Here is a 25,531-nt window from a genome sequence, read left to right on the forward strand (position 1 = left end):
CACTCGGCGGACGTGACCGACACCACGCCCGCTCCGCCGGAGTCGCCGGCGCGGTCTGCGGACGCCTCGGCCGACAGCGTCGACGCGGCGGTCCGACGGCTGGCCGCCGCCGGCCCGTGGCTGTTCGTCGCCGCCTCGGCGCTGTCCGCGGTCGCCTTCCTGACGAATCCGGTGCCGGACCCGTCGTTCCCGTGGGCGACGCTGCCGGCGTCGCTCCGGCTCCCGTACCGGCAGCCGCGCATCGAACACTGGCCCGTGACGTACACGCTCGGCATCTGGCTGTACGTCGCGTCCGCACCGGCGCTCGTCCTGACCGGGTACGAACGCTTCGCGAGCCGACGCGGCAGCGGCGACGCTGACGTCGGCGTCGGGGTCGGCTCGGCGTCGACGTGGCTCGTGGCGGTGCCGGCGGCGACGATGCTGGCGTTCACGACGTACTGCCGGTTCTTCTTGCCCAAGCTCCACCCGCCGACGTGGAACGCGCCGTCGTACACGTTCGTCTGCTGGGCGTACTGCTCGTCGTACGTCCCGGCGTGGAGCAACGCGGCGTACGCGGTGGCGCTGCTCGGCGTCGTCGCCGCCGCGCTCGCCGTCCGCGGGTCGTCGCGGGCGCGGTTCGCGGAGGCGGCGTTCGGCGTCCTTTCGTTGCCGCTCGGGCTGCCGGCGCTGTACGACGCCTACCGCCGCCGGCGCGCCGCGTCCGGGTAGTCCGTGGCGCACACTGGGGACGTGCGGCCCGGCGTGCCGATTCTCGTGAATTTAAGTCGTGACGGCGCGACGCTCACTCCATGACCGCGTTCGAGGAGATGGCGGAGGACGGCGTCATCTGGCAGAACGGCGAGTTCGTCGACTGGGACGACGCGACGACGCACGTCCTGACGCACGGGCTGCACTACGGCACCGGCGTCTTCGAGGGCGTCCGGGCGTACGACACGCAGAACGGGACCGCGGTGTTCCGCTGGGAGGAGCACCTCGACCGGCTGTTCGCGTCCACGAAGCCGTACGACATGGAGATCGACTACAGCCGCGAGGAGCTCACCGAGGCGACGATGGACGTCGTCCGGCGCAACGACCTCGACTCGGCGTACATCCGCCCCATCGCCTTCTACGGCTACCACAGCCTCGGCGTCTCCCCCGGCGACTGCCCGACCGACGTCGCCATCGCCGCGTGGCCGTGGGGCGCCTACCTCGGCGACGAGGCGCTCGAAAACGGCGTCAAAGTCATGGTGTCGTCGTGGCGGAAACACGCCTCCAGCCAGATTCCGACGAACGCCAAGACGACCGGGCTGTACGTCAACAGCATGCTCGCCGGCGAGGAGGCCCGCCGGAACGGCTTCGTCGAAGCCATCGTCCTGAACAAGGAGGGGAACGTCGCGGAGGGCCCCGGCGAGAACATCTTCCTGGTGCGCGACGGCGAACTGTACACGCCCGGGCTCGCCGAGTCCATCCTCGACGGCATCACCCGCGACACCGTCATCACGCTCGCCCGCGAGCGCGGCTACACGGTCCACGACGACGCCACAATCTCCCGCGGCGAACTCCACACCGCCGACGAACTGTTCTTCACCGGCTCCGCCGCCGAAGTCACGCCCATCCGGCAGGTCGACAACGTCGAAATCGGCTCCGGCACCCGCGGCCCCGTCACCGAAGAACTCCAGCAGGCGTTCTTCGACCTCGTCGAACGCGAAACCGACGACCACGACGACTGGTTCACCTACGTCTGACGCCGACCCGCCCGGGATTCCCGCGTTTTCGGCGCTTCCCGGATTTCGGCACCTCACGGAACTTCGACGTCTGCGGCTCGGCTTTCTGCTTCGACTCGGTTCACGCTGCCCACCCAGGTACTCGCGGGTCCGCTACCGAACAGTGTCGGCGTCGGCTGCGCGGTCGAACGGTCGGCTGAAGTCGTGGACGGAACGGAGAAGCGTCGCTGCTGCTGAAAGACGTCGCTGCGGCTGAGAACACGGCGACTGCTCCGGGTCGACTCGGCGGTGCTCAGACGGCGATGCTGGCGAGCCCCAGCGCCGCGACCGCCGTCACCGCGAGCACGGCGGCGGTGGCGAGGCCGAGCCGGACGCGCTGACCGGTCTGTGCGCTCATGTCCGCCGCGTCACCGACGGGGTACAAGAACGCGTCGGCGAGAGTATCGAGACTGATACCGGTGCTGATGCCGGGGCTGATACCGGGGACGGTGCCCGGTCAGTGTTCGGCTTCGACGAGCCGCTCCAGGTGCTCCGGTGGGACGGCGCCGCGGGCGGCGTGTTCGCCGTACACGAACGTCGGGACGCCCGAGATGCCGAGCCGCTGGGCCTGCTGGAACTGCTGTTCGAGCTCCGCGCTGAGGCTCTCGTCGCCCATCGCGTCGCGCACCTCGTCGCCGTCGACGCCGACCGACTCCGCGAGCTCCGCGACGACGTCCGGCTGTTCGATGTCGCGGCCGTCGACCCAGTAGGCGTCGAGCACCGCGTCGTAAAACGACAGGAACGTCGCGCGGTCGTACGACTGCTTGACGTACAGCGCGGCCTGCTGGGTCGCCCACGAGTCCACGTCCGGCACCTCGTCGAGGCCGAGCATCTCGGCGCCGTACTGCGCCTTCAGCCGCTCGACGTTCTCGCGGACCTGCGCGAAGTACTCCTCGTCCTTCCCGTCGTCGACGTCGTCGCGAATCTCGCCGTCCGGGCCGCGCTTCTGGCTCCGGAGGTCGAAGAACCGCCACTCGACGTCCAGGTCCGCCTCGACCTCGGACACGTCGGCGACGCCGTCGTCGCTCGTCGCGTCGTCGCCGTCGGCCGCGCCGGCGGCGCGGTCCGCGAGGTACGTCCGGAGCGACGCCCGGCCGAGGTAGCAGAACGGGCAGACGAAGTCGGCGTACACCGCGAGCGTGTCGTCGGGCTGCTGTGTGCTCATCGGGTTCTAGGCGGTGCTGCCGGCGGAAAAGGGTCGCGCCACCGGGCGCACCCGCCGGTTCGTGCGACCGACGGCTTTTTGCTGACCGACCGGTGGGAACTACCATGAACGAGACGCGCTCGCGGCTGCGGCCGTGGTTCGCCGCGCTGCTCGCGCTCACCGTCACCGGCCTCGGACACGCCTACCTCCGGCGCTGGCTCCGCGCGCTCGGCTGGTTCGCCGCGACGTACGCCGCCGTGCTGCTGTTCGTCCCCGACGCGGCGCTGGCGGCGATGGTCGGCGGCGACTCGGTCGACCTGTCGACGCTCGCCCCGCCGCTCGTCGTCGTGCTCTCGTCGGCCGTCGACGCGTTCGTGCTCGCCCGCGCCGACGAAACAGCCGCCGCTCGGCGAGCCGCGGCCGACGGCGCACCGACCACGTGCCCCCGCTGCGGCAACGACGTCGACCCGGAGCTGGACTTCTGTCACTGGTGTACGGCCGAACTGGACGGCGCCCGCGGCGGCGACGAACGCTGACGAACGGACGGCGCCCGCGGCGTCCGCGGCGCCCGCGGACTGGACTGGGACTGCGAACTACAGACTGCGGGATGCAGACCGGGCTGCGGGCGGTGGGCCGCTACGGTTTTCGGGGCGGCACGCGAACCGACGAGACATGGCGCTGTTCGACTCTGTCGTCGTGTTCGTGGTGAGCGCGCTCGTCGGCGGCTTCGGCATCTTCGTCGGCGCGACGCTGCTCGCCGACGAACGGGGGTTCGAGCACGCCGTCTGGACCGCGCTCATCGGCGCGCTCGTCTGGACGGTCGCCGGGGCGCTCCTCGGCTGGATTCCGCTCGCGGGCCCCGTGTTGACGCTGCTCGCGTACCTCGGCGTCATCAAGTGGCGGTACCGCGGCGGCTGGATTACGGCGGCCGGCATCGCCCTCGTCGGCTGGGTCGCCGCGTCGCTCGCGCTCGCGCTGCTGTCGTGGCTCGGCCTCGTCGGCATCTCCGCGACCGGCGTCCCGCTCCGGTGACGTCGCACCCGGCGGGGAGCGAAATCTAAAAGGCGGCGCGTCGCCGCCGTTTCACCGTCGCCGCGGCCACGGGGAACGGGTAGGGGCGTCTCCCGTGGAACGGGGCGACGTTGCTCGGAGGCGCGAACCGACCAGCCGCGGCGCCCGCCGGACGCGTCGCCGGCACCGGATTTACCGCGGCCGCTCGCCGCGTCCGCACTCGCTGAACCGCACCGTTTTAGGCGTCGACTCCCTCCGTTCACGGTATGTCGAACGAGCCGTCGGGCATCGTCGAGGAGTTCCTCGCGCTGAAGGCGGACACCGACGCCGAGGTCCTCGCGATGCAGTGCGGCGACTTCTACGAGTTCTTCGCCGACGACGCCGAACTGGTCGCGGACGAACTGGACCTGAAGGTGTCACAGAAGTCGAGCCACGGCTCGTCGTATCCGATGGCCGGCGTGCCGCTCGCCGAACTCACGCCGTACCTGAAGGCGCTGGTGGAGCGCGGCTACCGGGTCGCCGTCGCCGACCAGTACGAAACCGACGGCGGCGACCTGCGCCGCCGGGTCGAGCGCGTCGTCTCGCCGGGCACGGTCGTCGACCCGGACGACGCGGACGCCCGCTGGCTCTGCGCCGTCGAGTTCGGCGGCGGCCAGTACGGCGTCGCGTTCGCGGACGTCACCACCGGCCGGTTCCACGCGGCCGCCGTCGACGACGCCGCCGCGGTCCGCGCGGAACTCCACCGGTTCGCCCCCGTCGAAGTCCTGCCCGGGCCGGGCGTCCGCGGCGGCGGCACGGCCGCGAACGGCGACGACCTCATCGCGGCGGTCCGGGACGGCACCGACGCGCGGCTGACGCTGCACGACGCCGAGGCGTTCGCGCCGGGCCGCGCCCGGCACCGCCTCCGCGAGCAGTTCGGGGCGGAGACGCTGGACGCCGTCGGCCTCGACGCGGACGCCGCCGTCGGCGCGGCCGGCGCGGTGCTGCACTACGTCGACGAGACCGGCGCCGGCGTGCTCGCGTCGATGACGCGGCTCGGGACGCTCGACCCGGACGGCCGCGTCTCGCTCGACGCCACGACCCAGCGCAACCTCGAACTGGTCGAGACGATGCAGGGCGGCCGCGACGGCACCCTGCTCGACACCGTCGACCACACCGAAACCGCCGCCGGGTCCCGGCTGCTCCGCGAGTGGATAACGCGGCCGGTCCGCGACCGCGACGAACTCGCGCGGCGGCACGACGCGGTCGAGGCGTTCGCGGCCGCGGCGCTCGCCCGGGACCGCCTGCTCGACGCGCTCGACGGCACCGCTGACCTCGAACGGCTCGCCGCTCGCGCGTCCAGCGGGAGCGCGGGGCCGCGCGACCTCGCCGCCGTCCGCGACGCGCTCGGCCGGCTCCCGGCGCTCGCCTCAGCCATCGACGGTACCGAACTCGCCGATTCCCCGGTCGCGGACGTGCTCGCCCGGCCCGACCAGTCGGCGGCGCGCCGCCTCCACGACGAACTCGACGCGGCGCTCGTCGACGAGCCGCCGGGCAGCGTCGGCGACGGCGGCGTCATCGCCCGCGGCTACGACGACGAACTCGACGAACTCGTCGCCGAGTACGAGGAGGCGAGCGAGTGGCTGGACACGCTCGCAGACCGCGTGAAGCGGCAGTACGGCCTCAGCCACGTCACCGTCGACCGCAACACCACCGACGGCTACTACGTCCAGGTCGGCCGGTCGGTCGCCGACGACGTCCCCGAGCACTTCCGCGAAATCAAGACGCTGAAGAACTCGAAGCGGTTCGTCACCGACGACCTGGAGGAGCGCGAACGCACCGTGCTCCGCCTCGAGGAGTCCCGCGGCGACCGCGAACGGGAACTGGTCGACGACCTCCGCGGCCGCGTCGCCGACGACGCGGAGCTGCTGCAGGACGTCGGCCGCGCGCTCGCCGAACTCGACGCGCTGGCGTCGCTCGCCGAGCACGCCGCCGGCAACGACTGGGTCCGGCCATCGTTCACCGACGGCGACGTCCTCGAAATCGACGCCGGCCGCCACCCGGTCGTCGAGCGCACCACCGACTTCGTCCCGAACGACCTCCGGCTGTCGCGCGACCGCGGCTTCCTCGTCGTCACCGGGCCGAACATGAGCGGGAAGTCGACGTACATGCGGCAGTGCGCCCTGATTTCGCTGCTCGCGCAGGCCGGGAGTTTCGTCCCGGCGGACGCCGCGACGCTGCCGCTCGTCGACGGCATCTACACCCGCGTCGGCGCGCTCGACGAGCTCGCGCAGGGCCGCTCGACGTTCATGGTCGAGATGCAGGAGCTGTCGAACATCCTGCACTCGGCGACGGCGGACTCGCTCGTCATCCTCGACGAGGTGGGGCGCGGCACCGCCACCTACGACGGCATCTCCATCGCGTGGGCCGCCACCGAGTACCTCCACAACGAGGTGCGCGCGAAGACGCTGTTCGCGACCCACTACCACGAACTCACGTCGCTCGCCGAGCACCTCCCGCGGGTCGCGAACGTCCACGTCGCCGTCGACGGCGACCCGGACTCCTCGCGCGCCGACGGGGAAGAATCGGGCGCCGGAGACACTGACCGCGACGCCGACAGCGACGGCGACGACGTCACCTTCCTGCGCCGGGTCCGGGAGGGGCCGACCGACCGGAGTTACGGCGTCCACGTCGCGGACCTCGCCGGCGTCCCGGGGCCGGTCGTCGACCGCGCCGGCGAGGTGCTCGACCGGCTCCGCGCCGAGAAGGCAATCGAGGCCCGCGGCGCCGGCGGCGCCGGAGACGCAGACCACGCGGACGGCGAAGGCGGCGGCACGCGGACGCGGCAGGCCGTCTTCGACCTCTCGGCCGGCGAGTTCGTCGACGCCGACGCGGACGGCGACGCCGCGGCCGGCGACGCTGCGACCCAGACGACGGAGAAGACGGGGACTGCGGAGCGGACGGACGCGGCGGAAACGACGGCGGCGACGGCACCGGAACCGGCTGCCGCGGAGTCCACCGACGGCGGCGACGGCTCGGTCGTCGACCCGGAGGCCGCGGCGGTGCTGGACGCGCTCCGCGACACCGACGTCGCCGAGACGCCGCCGGTGGAGCTGATGGCCAAGGTACAGGAGTGGCAAGAACAGCTGGAGGAGTCGGGCGAGTAGCGGTGCCGCGGCGGGTCAGTCGGTGAGACGGACGTCGCCGAAGATGGCGGCGCCGTCGAGCACCAGGTCCGGGTCGCCGGTCGGCCGGGCGCGCCGCATGTCGCGGACGCTGCCGAACACGGCCGTAGCGTCGGTGACGACGACCCAGTCCTCCGGGACGACGACTTCGGCGTCGCCGAAGACGGCGACGGCTTCGACGGCGGCCGGCGTCGGGATGTCGAGGCCGCGGAGGTCGAGCCGGGCGTCCTCGAAGACGGCGGTGACGCTGCTCGCGTCGCCGACGCGCCCGCCGGTGCCGACGACGACGTCCGAGCCGAAGCCCCGGCCGTGCCGGCGTCCCCGCAGCAGCGACGCGCCGAACAGCACGAGCAGGAGCGGCCAGAGCTGGCGGGCCTGCCCGCCGGTCAGCACGTCGAACTCGACGAGCAGCCAGCCCGCACCGACCAGCAGGGCCGCCCCGGGCCAGAACAGGTGTTCGGCGCGCTCGCTCACCAGCCGGTAGCCGCCGTACACGACGAGCGCCGCGGCGAGGAACACGTCGAAGCCGTCGACGGCGACCAGCCCGGTGGTGTCCGCGAGCAGCAGCACGCCGAGCGCGACGACGAGGCCGCCGAGAATCCGGTGCGTTCGCGGCCGCCGGGCCGCCGTGACCGCCGATGTGTCCGAGGATGTATCTGTCATGGTGTGCTCCGCGTGAGCCCCGCTGAGCGGCTCACACACGTCTACTGACGCTCCCTCAGGGCTTAAACTGCGCCGTGATGGGTGCTCGCACGCTGCCGGCCACCGGCCGAGATTCTGTGGCGGCTCGAACCGCTCGGCGTCAGTGGGCGGCGCCGCCGAGGAACAGCGTCCGCACGACGACGAACACGCCGACGAGGAAGTAGACGCCGATGAGCATCGCCATCACGGTGGTCTCCGACAGCCGGTTGTTGAGGTAGGCGCCGGCCTGCCCGCCGAACAGGCAGCCGGTGGCGACGAAGATGCCGACGCCGAACGGGACCGTGAAGCCTTCGCCGGTGACGGAGGGCGCGAACCGGAGGAGCGCGACGTTCGACAGCAGCGCGGCGACGATGGTGACGTGCAGCACCAGCGCGCTCGTCCCGGTGGACAGCTTGAGCGGGACGCGGCGGCGGAGCGCCAGCATCGACTGGGTCAGTTCGCCGACCGCGATGCCGACGAGGCCGGCGAGCGTCCCGCCGAGCAGCGTGACGAGGAAGTCGGGGAGTTCGAGGTGGAACTCGGTCGGCTCGTCGCCGTCGCCCATCACCGCGTTCCCCGTCGGGCGTTCGTCGGGCGAGGCGGCCGCGCCCCCCATGTGCGCGCTCGGCGGGGTCTCCTCGGCGCTGTGCGTGTCGGTCATGACGCGGGTCCGCGGCTCGTACTCGTCTTCGAGCACGGCGAGCAGCGGGAGTTCGGGCTTCTCGGCGACCGTGTCGACGAGCGATGGGCCGTGTTCGTGCGCCTCGTACAGCACGACCGCGAGCACGACGAGCAGCACTCCGAACCCGACCATCAGGACGTCGCCGGGGACGAAGTACGAGCCGGCGCGGGCGACGACGGCGACCGGCACCGTGACCGCCAGCAGCTTCGCGGCGATGTTGAAGTCGATCTGGTGGCGGTACCAGTACGCCAGCACCGACGACGAGTAGCCGAACAGTTCGACGAACAGCGCCAGGCCGATGGCGGCGTTGATTTCGAGGGCCGGGAACCCGGGGACGAGCGCCGGGAACACGAACAGGAACGCGGGCGTGAACAGCACCGCAGCCTCCATCGCGAACGTGTTCACGGTCGTCGCGATGACGAAGCCGAGCAGGACGAGCGTGAGCAGTCCGACGGGCGGAATGCCGGTGCCGAACATCAGTGAACGCCTCCGCACGCGCTGGTGCCTGGGCCGGTCGCTGCCGAGTCGGCGTCGACGGGTGGGGTCCGGGTCACTGTTGGTGCCCGTCTTGGGTGGCCTGTGACAGATAAATCCTGCCGGAGCGACGCGCTGTGACATAATTTGTCACATGTACTCCTTCAACGCCGCTGCTTCCGCCGCCGGTGAGCACGGGATTGATACGCGCCGGCCGCCACACCTCCGTCAATGCCCGACGAGATCCGTGCGCTCGACGACCGCACCGTCCGCGAAATCGCGGCGGGCGAGGTCGTCGAACGCCCCGCGTCCGTCGTGAAGGAGCTCGTCGAGAACGCGCTCGACGCCGGCGCGTCCCGCGTCGCCGTCGCGGTCGACCGCGGCGGCATCGACGGCGTCCGCGTCCGCGACGACGGCCGCGGCATGCCACCCGAACAGCTCCCGAAGGCCGTCGCGAAACACGCCACCAGCAAGCTCGACGGCATCGACGACCTGGACGCCGGCGTCGGCACGCTCGGCTTCCGCGGCGAGGCGCTGCACACCGTCGGCGCCGTCTCCGAACTCACGGTGCGCTCCCGCCCCGCGGACGCCGACGCCGGCGCGGAACTCACGGTGACCCACGGCGACGTCGGCGACGTCGAGCCCGCGGGCTGCCCGACCGGCACCGTCGTCGAGGTCCGCGACCTGTTCGGCGAGACGCCGGCGCGCCGCAAGTTCCTGAAGTCGCCGGCGACGGAGTTCTCCCGCATCAACGGCGTCGTCTCGGCGTACGCGCTCGCGAACCCGGGCGTCGCCGTTTCGCTGGAGCACGACGGCCGCGAGGTGTTCGCGTCGAACGGCGACGGCGACCGCCGCTCCGCCGTGCTCGCCGTCTACGGCCGCGAAGTCGCCGAATCCATGGTCGACGTCGACGCCACCACCGAATCGCTCGGCGTGGACAGCGCCCGCGACGGCGACGTCGCCGTCACCGGACTGACGTCGCACCCGGAGACGACCCGGGCGGGCCGGGAGTACCTGACGACGTTCGTGAACGGCCGGTGGGTCCGTGACGCCGGGCTGCGCTCGGCGGTCGTCGACGCCTACGGCGGCCAGCTCGCCCCGGACCGCTACCCGTTCGCGGTGCTGTTCGTCGACGTGCCGCCCGCAGCAGTCGACGTGAACGTCCACCCGCGGAAGACCGAGGTGCGGTTCGACGACGACGCCGCGGTCGCCGAGACGGTCGAGGCGGCCGTCCGCGAGGCGCTGCTGACGCACGGGCTGATTCGCCGCTCGGCGCCCCGCGGCCGCTCCGCGCCGGACGAGGCCACCGTCGACCCCGAAGTCGTCGGCGGCGCAGGACACGGCGACTCGACGGAGAACGCTGCGGAGACGGACGACGGCGCGGGAGCCGACTCCGAGGCTGCGGCGGCGTCCGACACGACGCGCTCGGTGCTTGACGCCTGGGGCGACTCGGCGGCCGACGACGGCGACGAGGACGCCGAAATCGACGGCGACGCCGACGAAAGCGACGCCGACGGGGTCGACTCCGGCGGGGTCGACGCTGGCGAACACGACGCTGACGGAACCGACGACGACGACCCGGCTGACTCGGCCGCCGGCGGAACCGGACCGGCTGGCTCGGCAGTCGACGCCGCCGGTCACGAATCGGTCGGCGACAGCGGCGCCGACACCGCCGAACCGGACCGGCCGACGGACCACCCGCCGCGGCAGCCGAGCCACGACGACGCGTGGACTGACAGGCCGTCGCCGCGCGGCTGGCAGTCCCCCGACGCGGACGCCGGAGACGCCGCGGAAACTGCAGGCGCTACTGAGGCTGCGGACGCCGGGAACGCCGCAGACGCCGCAGACGCCGCGGACGCCGACTCAGCCGCCGGCGGTTCCGAGCCCGCCGCGAACGAGGGCGGCGCCGGCGCCGAGCGGAACTGGGGCGCGCCGACGCAGGCGACGCTCGGCGGCGGCACGACGGACGAGCGAACGCAGTACGAGTCGCTGCCGTCGATGCGCGTGCTCGGTCAGTACGACGACACCTACCTCGTCTGCGAGACGGACGAGGGGCTGGTGCTGGTCGACCAGCACGCGGCCGACGAGCGCGTGAACTACGAGCGGCTCCGGGCGGCGGCGCGGGAGTCGTCGCCGTCGCAGACGCTCGCGTCGCCCGTGACGGTCGCGTTGACGGCGCGGGAGGCCGAACTGTTCGAGACGTTCCGCGACGCGCTCGTCGAACTCGGCTTCCGCGCCGAGCGCGCCGACCCGGCTGGCAACGCGGACGGCAACGCGGACGGCGACGCCGACGGCGGCCGCGGCGAGGGGCGGAGCGGTGACGGCGCCGCCGACCGCGCGGTCGAAGTCACGGCGGTGCCGGCCGTGTTCGACGCGACGCTCGACCCGGCGCTGCTCCGCGACGTGCTCGGCGCGTTCGCGGCGGACGTCGACGCCGGCGACCGCACCGTCGCGGAGGTGGCGGACGCGCTGCTCGCCGACCTCGCGTGCTACCCGTCCGTCACCGGGAACACGTCGCTGACGGAGGGCTCCGTCGCGGACCTGCTCGACGCGCTCGACGACTGCGAGAACCCGTACGCCTGCCCGCACGGCCGCCCCGTCGTCGTCGCGTTCGGCCGCGACGAAATCGAAGACCGGTTCGAGCGCGACTACCCCGGCCACGCCGGGCGGCGCGCCGAGTGACTCCATTCTTTTCGTTTCGACACCTCGGAACTTTCGAACGAACCGTTGGATTTTACCGCCTGCGGCCCCAGACTCCCTGCTGAGCCGCGGACGGGGGGCGACGGCCTCGTCCGCGGCGGCTCGAACCGACCGAGGTGAGACTGATGAACGGACTCATCGTCACCACCGACGGTTTCGAGGACAGCGAGTTCAGCTACCCGTACTACCGCCTCCGCGAGGAGGGGTTCGACGTACAGGTCGCGACGCCGGACGGCGACGCGGCCGAGGGCGAACACGGCTACGAGTTCGACGCCGACATCGACCTCTCGGCGCGGGACCCCGACGCGCTCGCCGAGGAGTTCGACCTGCTCGTCGTCCCCGGCGGCCGCGCGCCCGAACGACTCCGGACCGAGTCGCCGCGCGCCGCCGACGTCGTCGCCGCCTTCGACGAGCGCGAAAAGCCCGTCGGCGCCATCTGTCACGGCGCCCAGTTGCTCATCAGCGCCGACGCCATCGACGGCCGCGACGTCACCGGCTACTGGACGCTCGAAGTCGACGTCGAGAACGCCGGCGCGACCTACGTCGACGAGCCGGTCGTCACCGACGGCAACCTCGTCACCTCGCGGGTGCCGGACGACCTCCCGGCGTTCACGCGCGCCCTGTTCGAGCGGGCCGAACCCGACGCCGACGCCGCAGAGCGCGCGACCGCCGACTGAGCCGGCACTGAACCGCAGTCGCGCACGGCCGCACTCCGCCGCGAGGTGGCACACCGGACGGCCCCGTCGGTGTCCGCGTCGCCGCCGGCGTTCGGCGGGCCGTTCGGCGCCGGCGGCTTCCCCCGCGTTTCTTGTACGGCGCCGGCGACCCACGCACCATGACCGACATCGCGACGTTCGGGGAGACGATGCTCCGGCTCTCCCCGCCCGAGGGGACCCGGCTGGAGACCGCCCGCGAACTCGACGCCCGCATCGGCGGCGCCGAGAGCAACGTCGCCGTCGCGGCCGCCTCGCTCGGCCTCGACGCGGCGTGGCTGTCGAAGCTTCCGGACTCGCCGCTCGGCCGCCGCGTCACCCGCGACCTCCACAGCCACGGCGTCACCACCGACGTCGCGTGGGACGACGCCGACGACGCACGGCTCGGCACGTACTACCTCGAACAGGGCGGCGAACCGCGCGGCACCGACGTCGTCTACGACCGCGCCGACGCCGCCATCACCACCGTCTCAGCCGACGAACTCCCGTCGGCGTCGCTCGCCGACGCGGACTACTTCTACACCAGCGGCATCACGCCGGCGCTGTCCGACGCCGCCGAGGACGCGACCGCCGACCTGCTCGACGCCGCCCGGTCCGCCGGCGCGACGACGGCGATGGACCTGAACTACCGGTCGAAGCTGTGGACCCCCGACGAGGCCGCGGCGGCCTGCGAACGGCTGTTCCCGTCCGTCGACGTGCTCGTCGTCGCCGAACGCGACGCCGCCGAGGTGCTCGACCGCGACGGCGACGCCGTCGAGGTCGCACACGGACTCGCGACCGACCACGGCTTCGAGACGGTCGTCCTCACCCGCGGCGCCCGCGGCGCGCTCGCGCTGCACGCCGGCGAAGTCCACGAACAGCCCGCATACGACGCCGACACGCTCGACCCGATCGGCACCGGCGACGCCTTCGTCGGCGGCTTCCTCGCGAAGCGCTGCCGCGGCGGCACCGTCCCGGAGTCGCTCGAGTGGGGCGCCGCGACCGCCGCGCTGAAGCGGACGCTGAGCGGCGACCTCGTCGTCGTCACCCCCGAGGAAGTCGAGGCGGTCGTCAGCGAGCGCGCCGGCGGCATCTCCCGGTAGCCCGGACCGACCGCTGCCCGCGCGCCGACCGCGAAAAGCAGCCGCCTGGACTCACTCACGCTCGACGTGGTTCTGCGCGGTCGCGTACGCCTCCCTGACCGCCGTGAACGCCTCGCGGCTCCCGCCCTGGTCCGGGTGGACCTCCTTCACCTTCTCGCGGTAGGCGCGCTCGACCGCGTCGCCGTCGGCCGTCGACGGAAGCCCGAGCGTCTCGAACGCCGACCGCACCGGGTCCGTCGCCTCCGGCGGGCCGAGGTGGACGTCCGGGACGTCGAACGGCAGCCGACGGCCGAGCTGGTGGCCCGGCATCTCGTGTTCACACAGCACGACGGATAGCGCGCCGTCGCGGTCGGCGTTCCTGAGCCGGAAGTACGCCTGCGCGTCGAACGTGATGGCGACGTCGCGGTCGGGGAGGTAGAAGGCGACCTCGTGGCCGTCGAGGTCGTACCGCTCGACGTACCGCTCGTCGATGCGGCGGAGGTAGTCGCGAATCTCGGCGCGGCGCCGCGTCGACCCGTCGCCGCACGTCGCGGACGCGGCCGCCGGCCCCGGCAGCCAGCGCACCGCGGCCGCGAAGACGACGGCGAGGGCGACCGACGCCGCGACGCCGAGGCCGACGCCGTCGACCAGCCACCGCGGCGTCGTCGCCAGCCACTGCTCGAACACGGTCGTCGTTGGCGGCAGCGGGGCTTGAATCCCTCGCCGCCGGCGACGTTCTAGCGACTGACGGAGCGGCCGCTCCGCGGGAAGCGGCGGGCCGAAGAAGGCGGTTGGCGCGTCGCCGCCGTCAGATCATCCCTTCCGCCTTCAGCCCCTCGATGACGTCGTCGACGAGGCTCTCGGCGTCCTCGTACGGGAACTCCTGGTGGGAGCCGAGCTTCGCCGCCATCTCCATCGCCGTGAACGACGTGTCGCCGGCCTCGAACTTCGTGCCGGGGCCGTTCGGCAGCGCCGGCACGAGGTCCATCTGGTTCGACACCGGGAAGTCGGCGCCGCCGAACGCGTCCATCAGCTGCGAGCGAAGCTCGGCTTCCACGTCTTCGTCTGTCATACCCGGTACGCCGGCCGAGACCCGCAAAAGCGTTCCGGAACAACACCAAACTCGGTGTGAGTTGTCGGTCGGACGGACGGCGCGACGTCGCGTCCGCGCTCCGGTCGTGTCGACGCCGACGCGGACGCACCGAGCCGGCGAACGGGACCGGAACGCCGGGGTTTCTTCTCCGCGGCGACGGACGGGCCGGTATGGTACGCGAACTCGACTTCGACTTCCACCTGCTGCGCGAACTGACAGAGGAGAGCGGCGTCCCCGGCTACGAGGGCCGCATCCGCGACCTCGTCCGCCGCGAGTTCGCCGACCACACCGACGAGGTGCGGACGGACGCGATGGGGAACGTCGTCGGCACCGTCGAGGGCGACTCGGACTACTCGGTCGCCGTCGCCGCGCACATGGACGAAATCGGCTTCATGGTGAAACACGTCACCGACGACGGCTTCCTGAAAGTCGACGCGCTCGGCGGCTGGGACGCCCGCGTCCTCCGCGCCCAGCGCGTCCGCGTCCACGCCGAAAACGGCGACCTCACCGGCGTCATCGGCTCGCTGCCGCCGCACACGCTCAGCGACGAGGAGCGCGAATCCGCCGAGGAGGTCGAAGACGTCGTCATCGACGTCGGCCGCGACGCCGAGGCGGTCGAGGAACTCGTCTCCGTCGGCGACCTCGTCACGATGGAGCAGACGACGGTGCAGATGGGCGACGCCGTCACCGGGAAGGCGCTCGACGACCGCGTCTGCCTGTTCGCGATGCTCGAAGCCGCAAAGCAGGTCGTCGACCCCGACGTCACCGTCCACTTCTGCGCCACCGTCCAGGAGGAGGTCGGCCTCCGCGGCGCGGAGGCGCTCGGCGTCGACATCGACCCGGACCTCGCCGTCGCGCTCGACGTCACCGTCGCCAGCGACGTCCCCGGCGTCGACGACGACAAGCAGGTGACGCGGCTCGGCGACGGCACCGCCATCAAACTCAAAGACTCGTCGGTCATCACGAACCCGAAGGTCCACCGCCGCATCCGCGACGTCGCCGAGGAGCACGACATCGACCACCAGCTCGAAGTGCTGCCCGCCGGCGGCACCGACACCGCCGGCTTCCAGAACTCCAACGGCGCGAAGCCCGTCGGCGCCATCTCGATTCCGACGCGGTACCTCCACACCGTCACCGAGACCGCGAACGTCGACGACGTCGCCGCCACCATCGACCTCCTCGCCGCCTTCCTCGAATCCGAAACCGGCGAGAACGACTACACGCTGTAGGCGGCCAGAGCAGGCCGGGTCGGCGGCGGCGATTCGCTCCGCGCGCCGAACCGCGGTCGGCCTGAACCGACGGATTCACTTTGGGGAGGCGCGAACCCGGAGACATGAGCGAGCGAACGAGCCGCCGGAACTTCATCCGGGGGGCGGCCGGTGCAGTGGCGCTGGGCGCCGGCGCGGGAACGGCGGCTGCACAGGAAGGGACCGGAACGAGCAGCGGCGGATCGGGCGGCGGCACCGCGACCGTCGCCGTCGGCCCGAACGGCGACTTCGTGTTCAAGCCGGGGACCGACAAGCCGCTGTACATCACGCCCGGAACCACCGTGAAGTTCGTCTGGGAGTCCGACAATCACAACGTCGTCGTCGAGAGTCAGCCGTCCGGAGCGAACTGGGAGGGGACGCCCGGCGGCGAGTCGAAGACGTACAACACCGGCTACACGTACACCCACACGTTCGACACGCTCGGCACGTACCAGTACTACTGCAGCCCGCACCGCGCGCAGGGCATGACAGGCACCATCGAGGTCGTCGAGTCCACGCCGACGCCGACGCCGGTGCCGCAGGGGCCGCCAGAGGTGCCCGACTCCGCCAAGAGCCTCGGCATCGCGTCGTTCATCGCGATGTGTGCGACGCTCGGACTGGCGTTCATCTTCACGAAGTACGGCGGCGACTACGAACCGCCCGAGGAGTAGCCGCACCGCCGCGTCAGCCCGACTCCTCGTCCGCCGTCCGTTCGCGTCTTCCTCTCCCGTTCCGTCTCCGCTTTCCGCCGCAGCGTCGCGGCTCAGAACAGCCCGTAACTGTCGACGAGGTCGCGGTACAGCGTCACGTACTCGTCGAGGATTTCGTCGTGGTCGAAGCCGGCGAACCCCTCGTCGACCTGTTTCGTCGGGAGGTCGCCTGCGGCGACGATTTCGTCGGCGAGCTCCTGCGGGCTGGTGACGCGTCGGCCGCGGTCGAGCCCCTCGACGAGTTCGTGCGCCGACGACCCGGCCTGGTACTCGACGATGCCGACGCAGCCGCACGCGAGCGCCCACAGCAGCTCCGTCGCGAACGGCTCGTACGTCGCGGTCTGCGCGAACGCGTGCGCGCCCTTGAGCACCGGGACGAACTCCGCGGGCGGCAGTTCGCCGAGGAACGTCACGCGGTCGTCGATGCGGAGGTCGCGGGCGGTCTGTTCGGCGGCGTCGCGCGCCGGGCCGTCGCCGACCACGGCGGCCGACCAGTCGCGGTCGCGGAGTTCCGCGAGCGCCAGCAGGAACGTCTCGACGTTCGCGTGCTCGTCCAGCCGGCGCGCCCACACCGCGTCGAACCGGTCGTCGACCGCGGCGTCACGCACCAGGTCGAAGTCGATGCTCTCGGGGACGACGACGACGTCGTCGCCGCTGGCGCCGTGCTCGCGCACCTCGGTTTTCACGGTCTCAGACGGCGTCGTCACGGCGTCCGGCTTCCGCGCCGCCTTCCGGTAGCGCTTCTCTGAGCCGAACGCCTCGTCGGTCTCCCACCAGTCGACGACGACCGGGACGCGCAGCAGCCGCGCCGCGGTTTTCGCGGTCGTCGCGTGGCTCGGCGGGACGTTGACGGCGTGGACGACGTCGGGCTTCGCGGCCCGGAGCCGGAACGGCAGTTTCGCGCGGAACGTCTCCGTCGCCGGCGCCTGCGTCACCGCGAGATACCGGATGCCGTCGCGTTCGAACTCCGGAATCGCGGTGCCGCCCCACCACTGCGCACACAGCCACGTCACCTTGTGGCCGCGCGCCGCGAGGTGCTTCGCGACCCGTTCGGCGCGCCGCACCGCCGGCGTGTCACGGTGGTCGGACGTGAACATCGAGACGAACGCGACACGCATCTCTACGCCGACGTTGACTCCGCTCTACAAAAAGCCGGGTGATACTCGCGGCCGCCCTCGGCGCCGTCGACCGCGAACCGCCCCCGGCGGCACCGCTCGGCCGACCCGAACGCTTTCCGCCCGGCCGCGGGTACACCGAACCGAATGACCTCCGACGGCTACGACATCGAGCGGTACCTGAACGTCCGGTCGGCCCACTCGCTGGACTTCGCGCCGGACGGCACGCTGGCGTTCCTGCTGGACACGACCGGGACGCCGCAGGTGTGGACGGTGGACGAACCCGGCGGCTGGCCCGAACAGCACACCTTCTTCGACGAGCGCGTCACGTTCGTCGACTGGTCGCCCGAGCGCCGCGAACTCGCGTTCGGGATGGACGAGGGCGGCAACGAGCGCCAGCAGCTCTACCGGCTCACGCCGTCGACGGGCCGCATCACGGAGTGGACCGCGACGCCGGACGCCAAGCACCGCTGGGGCGGCTGGACGAGCGACGGCGACCGGTTCGCGTTCGCGTCGAACCGCCGCGACGAGTCGGTGTTCGACCTGTACGTGCAGGGCCGCGACGAGACCGGCGACGACGCCGAACTCGTCCACGAGGGCGACGGCTGGCTGTCGCTCGCCGGCTGGTCTCCCGGCGACGACCGGCTGCTCGTCCACGAGGCGCACGCCAGCTTCGACCACGACCTGTACGTCTTCCACGTCGACGACGGCGAACTCGAACACCTCACCGGCGGCAGCGTCGACACCCGCTTTCAGAGCCCGGAGTGGGGGCCGGACGGCGAGAACGTCTACGTCTGCACCGACGCCGACGCGGACACGCTCCGGCTCGAACGCCTCGACCTCGCGACCGGTGAGCGCGCCGTCGTCGAAACCGGCGGCGACTGGAACCTCGACGGCGTCACCGTCGACGCCGACTCCCGCCGCGTCGTCTACTCGCGGAACGTCGACGGCTACACCGAACTCATGGCCGGCGAATTCACCGCGCCCGGCCGCATCGACCCGTTCGGCGAACCGTCGCTCCCCGGCGGCGTCGCCGGCGGCGTCAGTTTCGGCGCGGACGGCGACCGGTACGCCGTCACCGTCTCCGGGAGCACCGTGAACACGAACGGCTTCGTCGCCGACGTCACGTCCGGCGACGCCGAGCAGTGGACGTTCGCGTCCACCGCCGGCATCCCGCGGGAGAGCTTCGTCGAACCCGAACTCGTCCACTACCCGACGTTCGACGACCGCGACATCCCGGCGTTCTTCACGCTCCCGGACGCCGCGAGCGCCCCGGCGGACCACGACGCCGGCGGCGACGCGGCGGACGACTCCTCGGCGCGCGACTCGACAGAGGACGGCGGCGTCCCGGTCGTCGTCGACATCCACGGCGGCCCGGAGTCCCAGCGCCGCCCGTCGTTCCACCCGGTGAAGCAGTTCCTGGTGAGCCACGGCTACGGCGTGTTCGAGCCGAACGTCCGCGGGTCGTCCGGCTACGGGAAGGCGTACAGCCACCTCGACGACGTCGAAAACCGGATGGACTCGGTCGCGGACGTGAATGCCGGCGTGGAGTGGCTTGACGAGCACCCGGCGGTCGACTCCGACCGCGTCGTCGCGATGGGCGGGAGCTACGGCGGCTTCATGGTGCTCGCCGCGATGACCGAGTACCCAGACCTGTGGGCGGCCGGCGTCGACATCGTCGGCATCGCGAACTTCGTCACGTTCCTCGAAAACACCGGCGACTGGCGCCGCGAACTCCGCGAGGCCGAGTACGGGAGCCTCGAACACGACCGCGAGTTCCTCGAGTCCATCTCGCCCATCAACCACGTCGACGCCATCGACGCGCCGCTGTTCGTGCTCCACGGCGCCAACGACCCGCGCGTCCCGGTCGGCGAGGCCGAACAGATCGTCGAGGAGGCCAGCAAACACGTCCCGACACGGAAGCTCGTCTTCGACGACGAGGGACACGGCTTCTCCAAGCGCGAGAACCGCATCGAGGCGTACCGCGCGGTCGTCGACTTCCTCGACGAGCACGTGTAGCCCGACGCGGGGCGGACGCCTCCCGTCAGCAGCACCGTGTCGCGTGCCACCGAACGCCGCCGCTGCCGAATGGTTTAAGCCCGGACGATTGCTGGATAAACACGATAATGACAGTGCTGGAGGGAGTACGCGTCCTCGTCGTCGCGCCCGACTCGCTGGAGGAGGCGCGGCAGGTCGCGGACGCCCTCGCGGCCGAACTCGGCGTCGACGCCGTGCCGCGCGGCGCGGCGACCGCCGAGGAGTACCTCCGCGAGTTCGGCCCCCTCACGGACTGCGTCGTCGCGCTCTCGGGCGACACCGCGGGGCTCGCCGACTCCGTCACCGAGACGCCGCTGGTCGTCTACGGCGAGGACTTCCCGGAGTCGACCGTCGACAGCGTCGTCTCGCCCGACTGTGGCGTCGACGCGCTCGCCGACCAGGTCGCAGACAGCGTCGGCCGCGCCCGGAAACGCGACCGGCTCACCGAGGCGAACGCGAAGCTCACCGCGCTGAACACGTACACCCGCGAAATCACGGGCTGTGAGACCGTCGAGGAGATCGGCGACGAGATCGTCGCCGCCGTCACCGAGGCGCTCGCCTACGGCCGCTGCGTGCTCGGCTGGGTCGACGGCGACCAGATCGTCCCGTACGGCGACACCCTCCCGAACGAGGAGGAGCACCGCTTCACCGTCGACGACGGCCTCGCGGGCCGCACCTACCGGACCGGGGAGTCGCAGGTCGTCGACGACTACCAGTCCAGCCCCCTGCGGATGCGCGACGACGACTCGATTCGGTCGGTCGTCAGCGTCCCCATCGGCGACCACGGCGTCATCCAGATCACGGCCGGGACGGTCGGCGCGTTCGACGAGCGCGACGCGGAGTTCCTCGAAATCGTCGCCTCCCACGCCGCCGAGGCGTTCTCGCGGCTCCAGCGGGAATCGGAGCTCCGGACGGAACGCGACCGGCTGCACGTCTTCTTCGAGGGGCTGCCGGCGCCGACGGTGTACGTCGAAGCGACCGCCGACCGCGACGCCGCCGGCGGCGCGGACGCCGAGGAGACCACCGACGGCGGCGCGGACGTGACCGGGAGCGGCGCCGGCGACGCGGCGGTCGACGCGGAGCGGAACGGAGGCGCCGCCTGCGAACCGGTGGTCAGCGAAGTCAACGCCGCCTACGAGGCCGCCTTCGGCGACGGCGCGGTCGGCCGGCGCGTCGACGAGGCGTTCCCGACCGCCGTCGAGCGCGCGCTGTTCGGCGACCGGCTCGACGCGACCGAGACGGTCACGGAGTCGGTTCGGCGCGACACGGCCGAGGCGGCGGACGTGGAGTTGACGGTGACGCTCGTGCCGGTGCGGACGCCCGGCGTCGACGCCGCGGCGTTCGGCGTCTACGTCGCGGACGTCACGCTGCCGTGAGACGCGAAAATCGGGTGGCTGCGCGGCGGTGCTGCGCCGAGTCGGCTGCGGCCCGCCGGCTCACTCCGTCTCGACGACGACGGTGTCGGCGTCGCCTCCGGTCTATTCCGAACGTCCGTTAGAGTCAACAGTCCCCGCAGCGAATCCGGTGGTATGAGCACGCAGGAACAGGAGGAGCGGACCATCCGCTGTCTCATCGCGAAGGTCGGGCTCGACGGCCACGACCGCGGCGCACACGTCATCTCGCGGGCGTTCCGCGACGCCGGATTCGAAGTCATTTACTCCGGGCTGCACCGCGCGCCCGACGAAATCGTGCAGGCCGCCGTCCAGGAGGACGTCGACGTCCTCGGCATCTCCATCCTGTCGGGGGCGCACAAGACGCTGGTCCCGAAGGTCGTCTCGGGGCTCAAAGAGTACGACGCCTTCGAGGACACCCTGATTCTGGTCGGCGGCATCATCCCGGACGACGACCGCGAGGAGCTGCTGGAGATGGGCGTCGCCGCCGTGTTCGGCCCGGGGACGCCGATGGAGGAGACGATCGAGTTCGTCCGCGACAACGTCCCCGAACGGGCATGACCGACCGGGACGACGCCGCGGGAGACGGCGCGGCAGACGGCACAGTCGACGGTGCGGCCGGAGGCGACGCAGCGACGGACGGGTCGGGGACCAGCGGGGTAGCGGCGGGGAGCGGCGACGCGAACGCGGCGCTCGTCGACGACCTGCTGGCCGGGAAGCACCGGGCGCTGGCGCGCGTCATCTCGAAGATCGAGGACCGCAGCCCGGGGTACCGCGACATCGTGTCGTCGCTGCACCGCCACACCGGCGACGCGTCGGTGCTCGGCGTCACCGGGTCGCCGGGCGCCGGGAAGTCGACGCTGGTCGACAAGCTCGCGAAGCGGTACCGCGACCGCGGCGAGACGGTCGGCGTCATCGCGGTCGACCCGTCGTCGCCGTACTCCGGCGGCGCCGTCCTCGGCGACCGCATCAGGATGGCGTCGAACGTCGGCGACATGGACGTGTTCGTCCGGTCGATGTCGGCGCGCGGCACGCTCGGCGGCCTCTCCACCGCGACCGCGGACGCCGTGAAGGCGCTCGACGCGTTCGGGAAGGACCGCATCATCATCGAGACGGTCGGCGCCGGCCAGAACGAAGTCGACATCGTCCGGACCGCCGACACGGTCTGCGTGCTCGTCCAGCCCGGCAGCGGCGACGACGTCCAGATGCTGAAAGCCGGCATCCTCGAAATCGGCGACGTGTTCGTCGTCAACAAGGCCGACATGGAGGGCGCAGAGCGCACCGTCGCGGAGCTGGAGGAGATGATTCACATGCGGCAGAACCCCGCGAAGAACCTCGACACCGGTCACCACGGCCCGGTCGACGACGCCGAGATGGACGCGGTCGCCATCGACGGCGCCGACGACGAGGACGGCGAGGCCGCGGAGCCGTGGACGCCGCCGGTCGTCGAAACCGTCGCGACGGGCGGCGAGGGCGTCGACGACCTGCTGGACGCGCTCGCCGACCACCGCGAGTGGCTCGTCGAGACGGACGCGCTCGCCGACAAGGAGCGGACGCGGTACGCCGCCGAAATCCGGCAGCTGCTCCGCTCGGACACCGCCGACCTGCTCGAAGACGAACTCGACGCGCGCGGCGGCGTCGACGAACTCGCCGAACGGGTCCGGAGCCGCGACACCGACCCGTACAGCGTCGCCGCCGACGTCCTCGAACCGCTCCGCGACTGCGTCCGCGACCGCCGCGCCGACCGCGCCGGCAACGACGCCGACGACGACGGGGACAGTCGCGTCGACAGCGACGACGCCTGACTCCGCGGCGGTCGGGCCCGCGGCGTCGAAGGGCCGCCACGCGAACTAAGTTCTCGGCGACCGAACTCGGCACCATGAGTCTCGGTTCTGCGCTCCGAACAGTCGGGAAGTACGCGGCGCTCGGCGTCGCGGGCGCGGTCGGCACCGCGGCGGCGACGTCCGCGCTCCGCGCGAAGGCGGGCGAACTCGAGCCGGCGCTGGACGGGACGCAGCACGCCTACCGGTGGCGCGGCATGGACGTCGCGTACACGGAGGCGGGCGACGACGCCGACGAGACGCTGGTGTTGGTCCACGGCGTCAACGCCGCGGCGTCGTCGGGCGAGTGGCGCGCCGTCTTCGACCGCCTCGCCGAGGAGTTCCACGTCGTCGCGCCGGACCTCCCCGGGTTCGGCTGCTCGGACCGGCCGGCGCTGCGCTACTCCGCGGCGCTGTACGAGGACTTCGTCGCGGACTTCCTCGGCGAGTACGAGTCGCCGCGCGTCGTCGTGTCGTCGCTCACCGGCGCGTACGTCGCCGCCGCGGCGAGCGACGCCGCGGACGACCCCGAGTCCGACCTGGACGTCGCCGACCTGTCGCTGGTCTGCCCGACCGCGGTCGCGGGGCCGGAGCCGCCGAAGACGTGGCTGCGCGAACTGCTCCGGTCGCCCGTCGTCGGCGACGCCGCGTTCTCGCTGCTCGCGAGCAAGCCGTCGATTCGGTACTTCAACGAGGACCACGGCTACTGGAACCCCGAGCGCGTCGGCGAGCAGTGGGTTGACTACGAGTGGCGGACGGCCCACCAGCCGAACGCCCGGTTCGCGCCGGCGTCGTTCGTCTCCGGCCACCTGAACAGCGACGTCGACCTCGGCGACGCGCTCGCCGGCCTCGACTGCCCCGTGACGCTGCTGTGGGGCCGGGAGGCCGACCTCCCGCCGCTCGCCGACGGCCGCGACCTCGCGGCGGCCGCCGACGCGGAACTGGTCGTGTTCGACGAGGCGATGCTGCTCCCCCACGTCGAGTTCCCCGCGCAGTTCGCCGCCGTCGTCGCCGACGAGGTAGACGCCGGCGGCGACGAGGCGGACGCGGAAGGCGGCGACGAAACGACCGTCACGGTCGAACGCGACGGTGACGACGGCGACGACGGCGACGCCGCCGGCGACGCAGACGCCTGATCCGCGGGAACCGGCCGGAGTCGGCTACGCCGGCCGGAAGACGACGAGCGCTCGTCCGGAGCCGTCGTGGTCGGTGGCGTCGACCGTGACCCGCTGGCCGATTTCGACGTCGGCGGCGTCGACGCCGCGGACGACGCCGGTGAGCCGAACCGGGCCGAACTCGACGACGGCGGTGACGTACGGGACGTCGTCGGCGAACGCCGGCGCCGCGACGTGCTGTTCGGTGAACGTCTCGACCGCGCCGGTTTCGGGGAGGTCGCGCTCCGTCAGGTCGTCGCTGCCGCACTCCGGGCAGACGCGCCGCGGCGGCAGCGACCCGTGGCCGTCGGGGCACGCGAGGTAGTAGCCGCCGTCGCCGAGCGACGCCACCCACTCGTCGTAGCCGGTGTCCGTCGGCGGCGCCGCGTCGCCGCTCATTCCGCCACCTCCAGGACGTGAACGACCGCGGAGGCGACGGTGCCGCCGGCGTTGTGCGTCACGCCGACCTCCGCGTCCGCGACGGCGTCGCTGTTCGGGTGGTCGCCGCGGAGCAGCCGCGTCAGCTCCGCGAGCTGGGAGCCGCCGGTGGCGCCGACCGGGTGCCCTTTCGCCTTGAGGCCGCCCGAGAGGTTCACCGGCAGGTCGCCGTCGCGGGTCGTCTCGCCGCGCCGCGCCGCGCCGACGCCGTCGCCGGGGTCGTAGAAGCCGAGCGCCTCCAGCGCCAGCACCTCCGCGATGGTGAAACAGTCGTGGACCTCCGCGACGTCGACGTCGTCTGCGTCGACGCCGGCGTCCGCGTACGCCTCTGTGGCCGCGTCCGCCGCCGCCGGCGTCTGCGCCATGTCGTCGCGGTCCTGCAGCGCGGCGCGGTCGCCGCCCTGACCGGTGCCGGTGACCGCGACCGGCGCGTCAACGTCGTTCGCGGCGGCGTACTCCTCGGACACCAGCACGAGCGCCGACGCGCCGTCCGTAATCGGGCAGGCGTCGAGGAGGTGCAGCGGCGACGCGACCGGCGGGGAGTCGAGCGCGTCCTCGACGGTGATTTCGCGCTGGTACTGCGCGTACTCGTTCGGCACCGCGTTCGCGTGGTTCTTCACGGCGATGGCGGCGAGGTCCTCGCGGCTCCCGCCGTACTGCTCGAAGTAGCGGCGCGCCATCAGCGCGTACGCGCCGGGGAACGTCACGCCGGCGCGCACCTCGAACAGTTCGTCGGCGGCGACCGCGAGCGACTCCGTCACCTCCGGCGTCGACAGGTTCGTCATCCGCTCCATGCCGCCGGCGAGCAGCACGTCGGCCTCGCCCGACCGGATGGCGCGGACCGCCTCGCGGACGGCGACGCCCGCGGAGGCGCACGCCTCCTCGTACCGCGTCCCGGCGCACTGCAGCCCCGCGGCCTCCGCCATCAGCGGCGCCTGGTGCCCCTGCCGCTCCGCGAGCGCCCCCATGAAGTTCCCGTAGTTCAGGTGTTCGACGTCCGTCCGAGGGACTTCTGCGTCGTCGAGCGCGGCGAGGGCCGCCTCAGCGAACAGGTCGCGGCCGGTCCGGCCGTCGTGTTCGCCGAACGGCGTCAGTCCCACGCCGGCGACGCGGACTCCAGTCATGGCTACGTCTGGAGCCGCGTCGGTGAAAAT

General features: G+C 72.3%; 23 protein-coding genes. 15 read left to right on the plus strand and 8 right to left on the minus strand.

Annotated features, from left to right (window positions below; all coding sequences use genetic code 11):
• Nucleotides 1–12: 12 nt before the first annotated feature.
• Nucleotides 13–708: a hypothetical protein gene (locus tag ACQUST_RS09110; protein WP_435127512.1), complete on the plus strand. Its 696-nt coding sequence runs from the start codon at nt 13–15 to the stop codon at nt 706–708.
• Between the two features lie 80 nt (nt 709–788).
• Nucleotides 789–1,724 carry a branched-chain amino acid transaminase gene (locus tag ACQUST_RS09115; protein ID WP_435127513.1) on the plus strand — a complete coding sequence of 312 codons (936 nt, stop codon included), beginning with the start codon at nt 789–791 and terminating at the stop codon, nt 1,722–1,724.
• Nucleotides 1,725–2,199: 475 nt separating this feature from the next.
• Here ACQUST_RS09115 and ACQUST_RS09120 read toward each other — a convergent pair whose 3' ends face one another.
• A complete protein-coding gene (locus ACQUST_RS09120) occupies nt 2,200–2,907 on the minus strand; it encodes a DsbA family oxidoreductase (protein ID WP_435127515.1) in 708 nt (235 codons plus the stop codon).
• 104 nt (nt 2,908–3,011) lie between these two features.
• Between ACQUST_RS09120 and ACQUST_RS09125 the strand changes: the two genes are divergently transcribed.
• From ACQUST_RS09125 to mutS, 3 genes are all read left to right on the plus strand, one after another.
• Nucleotides 3,012–3,422, plus strand: coding sequence for a DUF7575 domain-containing protein (locus ACQUST_RS09125; RefSeq protein WP_435127517.1), 411 nt, complete (start codon nt 3,012–3,014; stop codon nt 3,420–3,422).
• 136 nt (nt 3,423–3,558) lie between these two features.
• Nucleotides 3,559–3,918, plus strand: coding sequence for a hypothetical protein (locus ACQUST_RS09130; protein WP_435127519.1), 360 nt, complete (start codon nt 3,559–3,561; stop codon nt 3,916–3,918).
• Between the two features lie 245 nt (nt 3,919–4,163).
• The gene (gene mutS, locus ACQUST_RS09135) at nt 4,164–7,043 is read left to right on the plus strand and encodes a DNA mismatch repair protein MutS (RefSeq protein ID WP_435127521.1); all 2,880 of its coding nucleotides are present in this window, start codon (nt 4,164–4,166) and stop codon (nt 7,041–7,043) included.
• Between the two features lie 15 nt (nt 7,044–7,058).
• Here the strand turns inward: mutS and ACQUST_RS09140 are convergent, their stop codons facing one another.
• Nucleotides 7,059–7,724, minus strand: coding sequence for a LiaF transmembrane domain-containing protein (locus tag ACQUST_RS09140; RefSeq protein ID WP_435127523.1), 666 nt, complete (start codon nt 7,722–7,724; stop codon nt 7,059–7,061).
• 139 nt (nt 7,725–7,863) lie between these two features.
• Complete coding sequence (locus ACQUST_RS09145; protein WP_435127524.1) at nt 7,864–8,901, minus strand: TSUP family transporter; 1,038 nt, start codon at nt 8,899–8,901, stop codon at nt 7,864–7,866.
• A gap of 228 nt (nt 8,902–9,129) precedes the next feature.
• Here ACQUST_RS09145 and mutL point away from each other — a divergent pair, with 228 nt between their 5' ends.
• The 3 genes from mutL (at nt 9,130) to kdgK1 (ending at nt 13,393) form a co-directional block, all read left to right on the plus strand.
• A complete protein-coding gene (mutL, locus tag ACQUST_RS09150; RefSeq protein ID WP_435127526.1) occupies nt 9,130–11,580 on the plus strand; it encodes a DNA mismatch repair endonuclease MutL in 2,451 nt (816 codons plus the stop codon).
• Nucleotides 11,581–11,723: 143 nt separating this feature from the next.
• Nucleotides 11,724–12,275 carry a type 1 glutamine amidotransferase domain-containing protein gene (locus tag ACQUST_RS09155; protein ID WP_435127528.1) on the plus strand — a complete coding sequence of 184 codons (552 nt, stop codon included), beginning with the start codon at nt 11,724–11,726 and terminating at the stop codon, nt 12,273–12,275.
• Between the two features lie 158 nt (nt 12,276–12,433).
• Entirely contained in the window at nt 12,434–13,393 is a 960-nt protein-coding gene (kdgK1, locus tag ACQUST_RS09160; RefSeq protein ID WP_435127530.1) for a bifunctional 2-dehydro-3-deoxygluconokinase/2-dehydro-3-deoxygalactonokinase, read from the plus strand.
• Between the two features lie 51 nt (nt 13,394–13,444).
• On the opposite strand, the gene ACQUST_RS09165 is transcribed toward kdgK1, so the two are convergent.
• Nucleotides 13,445–14,059: a J domain-containing protein gene (locus ACQUST_RS09165; RefSeq protein WP_435127532.1), complete on the minus strand. Its 615-nt coding sequence runs from the start codon at nt 14,057–14,059 to the stop codon at nt 13,445–13,447.
• Between the two features lie 121 nt (nt 14,060–14,180).
• Entirely contained in the window at nt 14,181–14,444 is a 264-nt protein-coding gene (locus ACQUST_RS09170; protein ID WP_435127534.1) for an MTH865 family protein, read from the minus strand.
• 191 nt (nt 14,445–14,635) lie between these two features.
• On the opposite strand from ACQUST_RS09170, the gene ACQUST_RS09175 reads away from it, so the two are divergent.
• Both ACQUST_RS09175 and ACQUST_RS09180 read left to right on the plus strand, forming a co-directional pair.
• Entirely contained in the window at nt 14,636–15,694 is a 1,059-nt protein-coding gene (locus ACQUST_RS09175; protein WP_435127536.1) for a M42 family metallopeptidase, read from the plus strand.
• A 104-nt stretch (nt 15,695–15,798) separates the two neighbouring features.
• Nucleotides 15,799–16,383: a plastocyanin/azurin family copper-binding protein gene (locus ACQUST_RS09180; protein ID WP_435127537.1), complete on the plus strand. Its 585-nt coding sequence runs from the start codon at nt 15,799–15,801 to the stop codon at nt 16,381–16,383.
• A 92-nt stretch (nt 16,384–16,475) separates the two neighbouring features.
• On the opposite strand, the gene ACQUST_RS09185 is transcribed toward ACQUST_RS09180, so the two are convergent.
• The gene (locus ACQUST_RS09185) at nt 16,476–17,540 is read right to left on the minus strand and encodes a glycosyltransferase family 4 protein (RefSeq protein WP_435127539.1); all 1,065 of its coding nucleotides are present in this window, start codon (nt 17,538–17,540) and stop codon (nt 16,476–16,478) included.
• A gap of 144 nt (nt 17,541–17,684) precedes the next feature.
• On the opposite strand from ACQUST_RS09185, the gene ACQUST_RS09190 reads away from it, so the two are divergent.
• The 5 genes from ACQUST_RS09190 (at nt 17,685) to ACQUST_RS09210 (ending at nt 23,921) form a co-directional block, all read left to right on the plus strand.
• On the plus strand, nt 17,685–19,556 hold the full coding sequence (locus ACQUST_RS09190; protein ID WP_435127540.1) for a S9 family peptidase: 1,872 nt from the start codon (nt 17,685–17,687) through the stop codon (nt 19,554–19,556).
• A gap of 107 nt (nt 19,557–19,663) precedes the next feature.
• Nucleotides 19,664–20,950: a GAF domain-containing protein gene (locus ACQUST_RS09195; protein WP_435127542.1), complete on the plus strand. Its 1,287-nt coding sequence runs from the start codon at nt 19,664–19,666 to the stop codon at nt 20,948–20,950.
• A gap of 153 nt (nt 20,951–21,103) precedes the next feature.
• Nucleotides 21,104–21,526 carry a cobalamin B12-binding domain-containing protein gene (locus ACQUST_RS09200; protein WP_435127544.1) on the plus strand — a complete coding sequence of 141 codons (423 nt, stop codon included), beginning with the start codon at nt 21,104–21,106 and terminating at the stop codon, nt 21,524–21,526.
• Nucleotides 21,523–22,770 carry a methylmalonyl Co-A mutase-associated GTPase MeaB gene (meaB, locus tag ACQUST_RS09205; protein ID WP_435127546.1) on the plus strand — a complete coding sequence of 416 codons (1,248 nt, stop codon included), beginning with the start codon at nt 21,523–21,525 and terminating at the stop codon, nt 22,768–22,770. The genes ACQUST_RS09200 and meaB overlap by 4 nt, the downstream gene beginning before the upstream one ends.
• A 74-nt stretch (nt 22,771–22,844) precedes the next feature.
• Nucleotides 22,845–23,921: an alpha/beta fold hydrolase gene (locus tag ACQUST_RS09210; RefSeq protein WP_435127548.1), complete on the plus strand. Its 1,077-nt coding sequence runs from the start codon at nt 22,845–22,847 to the stop codon at nt 23,919–23,921.
• Between the two features lie 24 nt (nt 23,922–23,945).
• On the opposite strand, the gene ACQUST_RS09215 is transcribed toward ACQUST_RS09210, so the two are convergent.
• Together ACQUST_RS09215 and ACQUST_RS09220 are read right to left on the minus strand one after the other, a co-directional pair.
• Nucleotides 23,946–24,338 (minus strand): Zn-ribbon domain-containing OB-fold protein, encoded by a 393-nt coding sequence (locus ACQUST_RS09215; protein ID WP_435127550.1) that lies wholly within the window; start codon nt 24,336–24,338, stop codon nt 23,946–23,948.
• Complete coding sequence (locus ACQUST_RS09220; RefSeq protein WP_435127552.1) at nt 24,335–25,501, minus strand: thiolase domain-containing protein; 1,167 nt, start codon at nt 25,499–25,501, stop codon at nt 24,335–24,337. Before ACQUST_RS09220 ends, ACQUST_RS09215 begins: the two co-directional genes overlap by 4 nt.
• Nucleotides 25,502–25,531: the final 30 nt, after the last annotated feature.

Source organism: Halobaculum sp. D14 (genome assembly GCF_051195135.1).
Classification (GTDB): domain Archaea; phylum Halobacteriota; class Halobacteria; order Halobacteriales; family Haloferacaceae; genus JBNTKA01.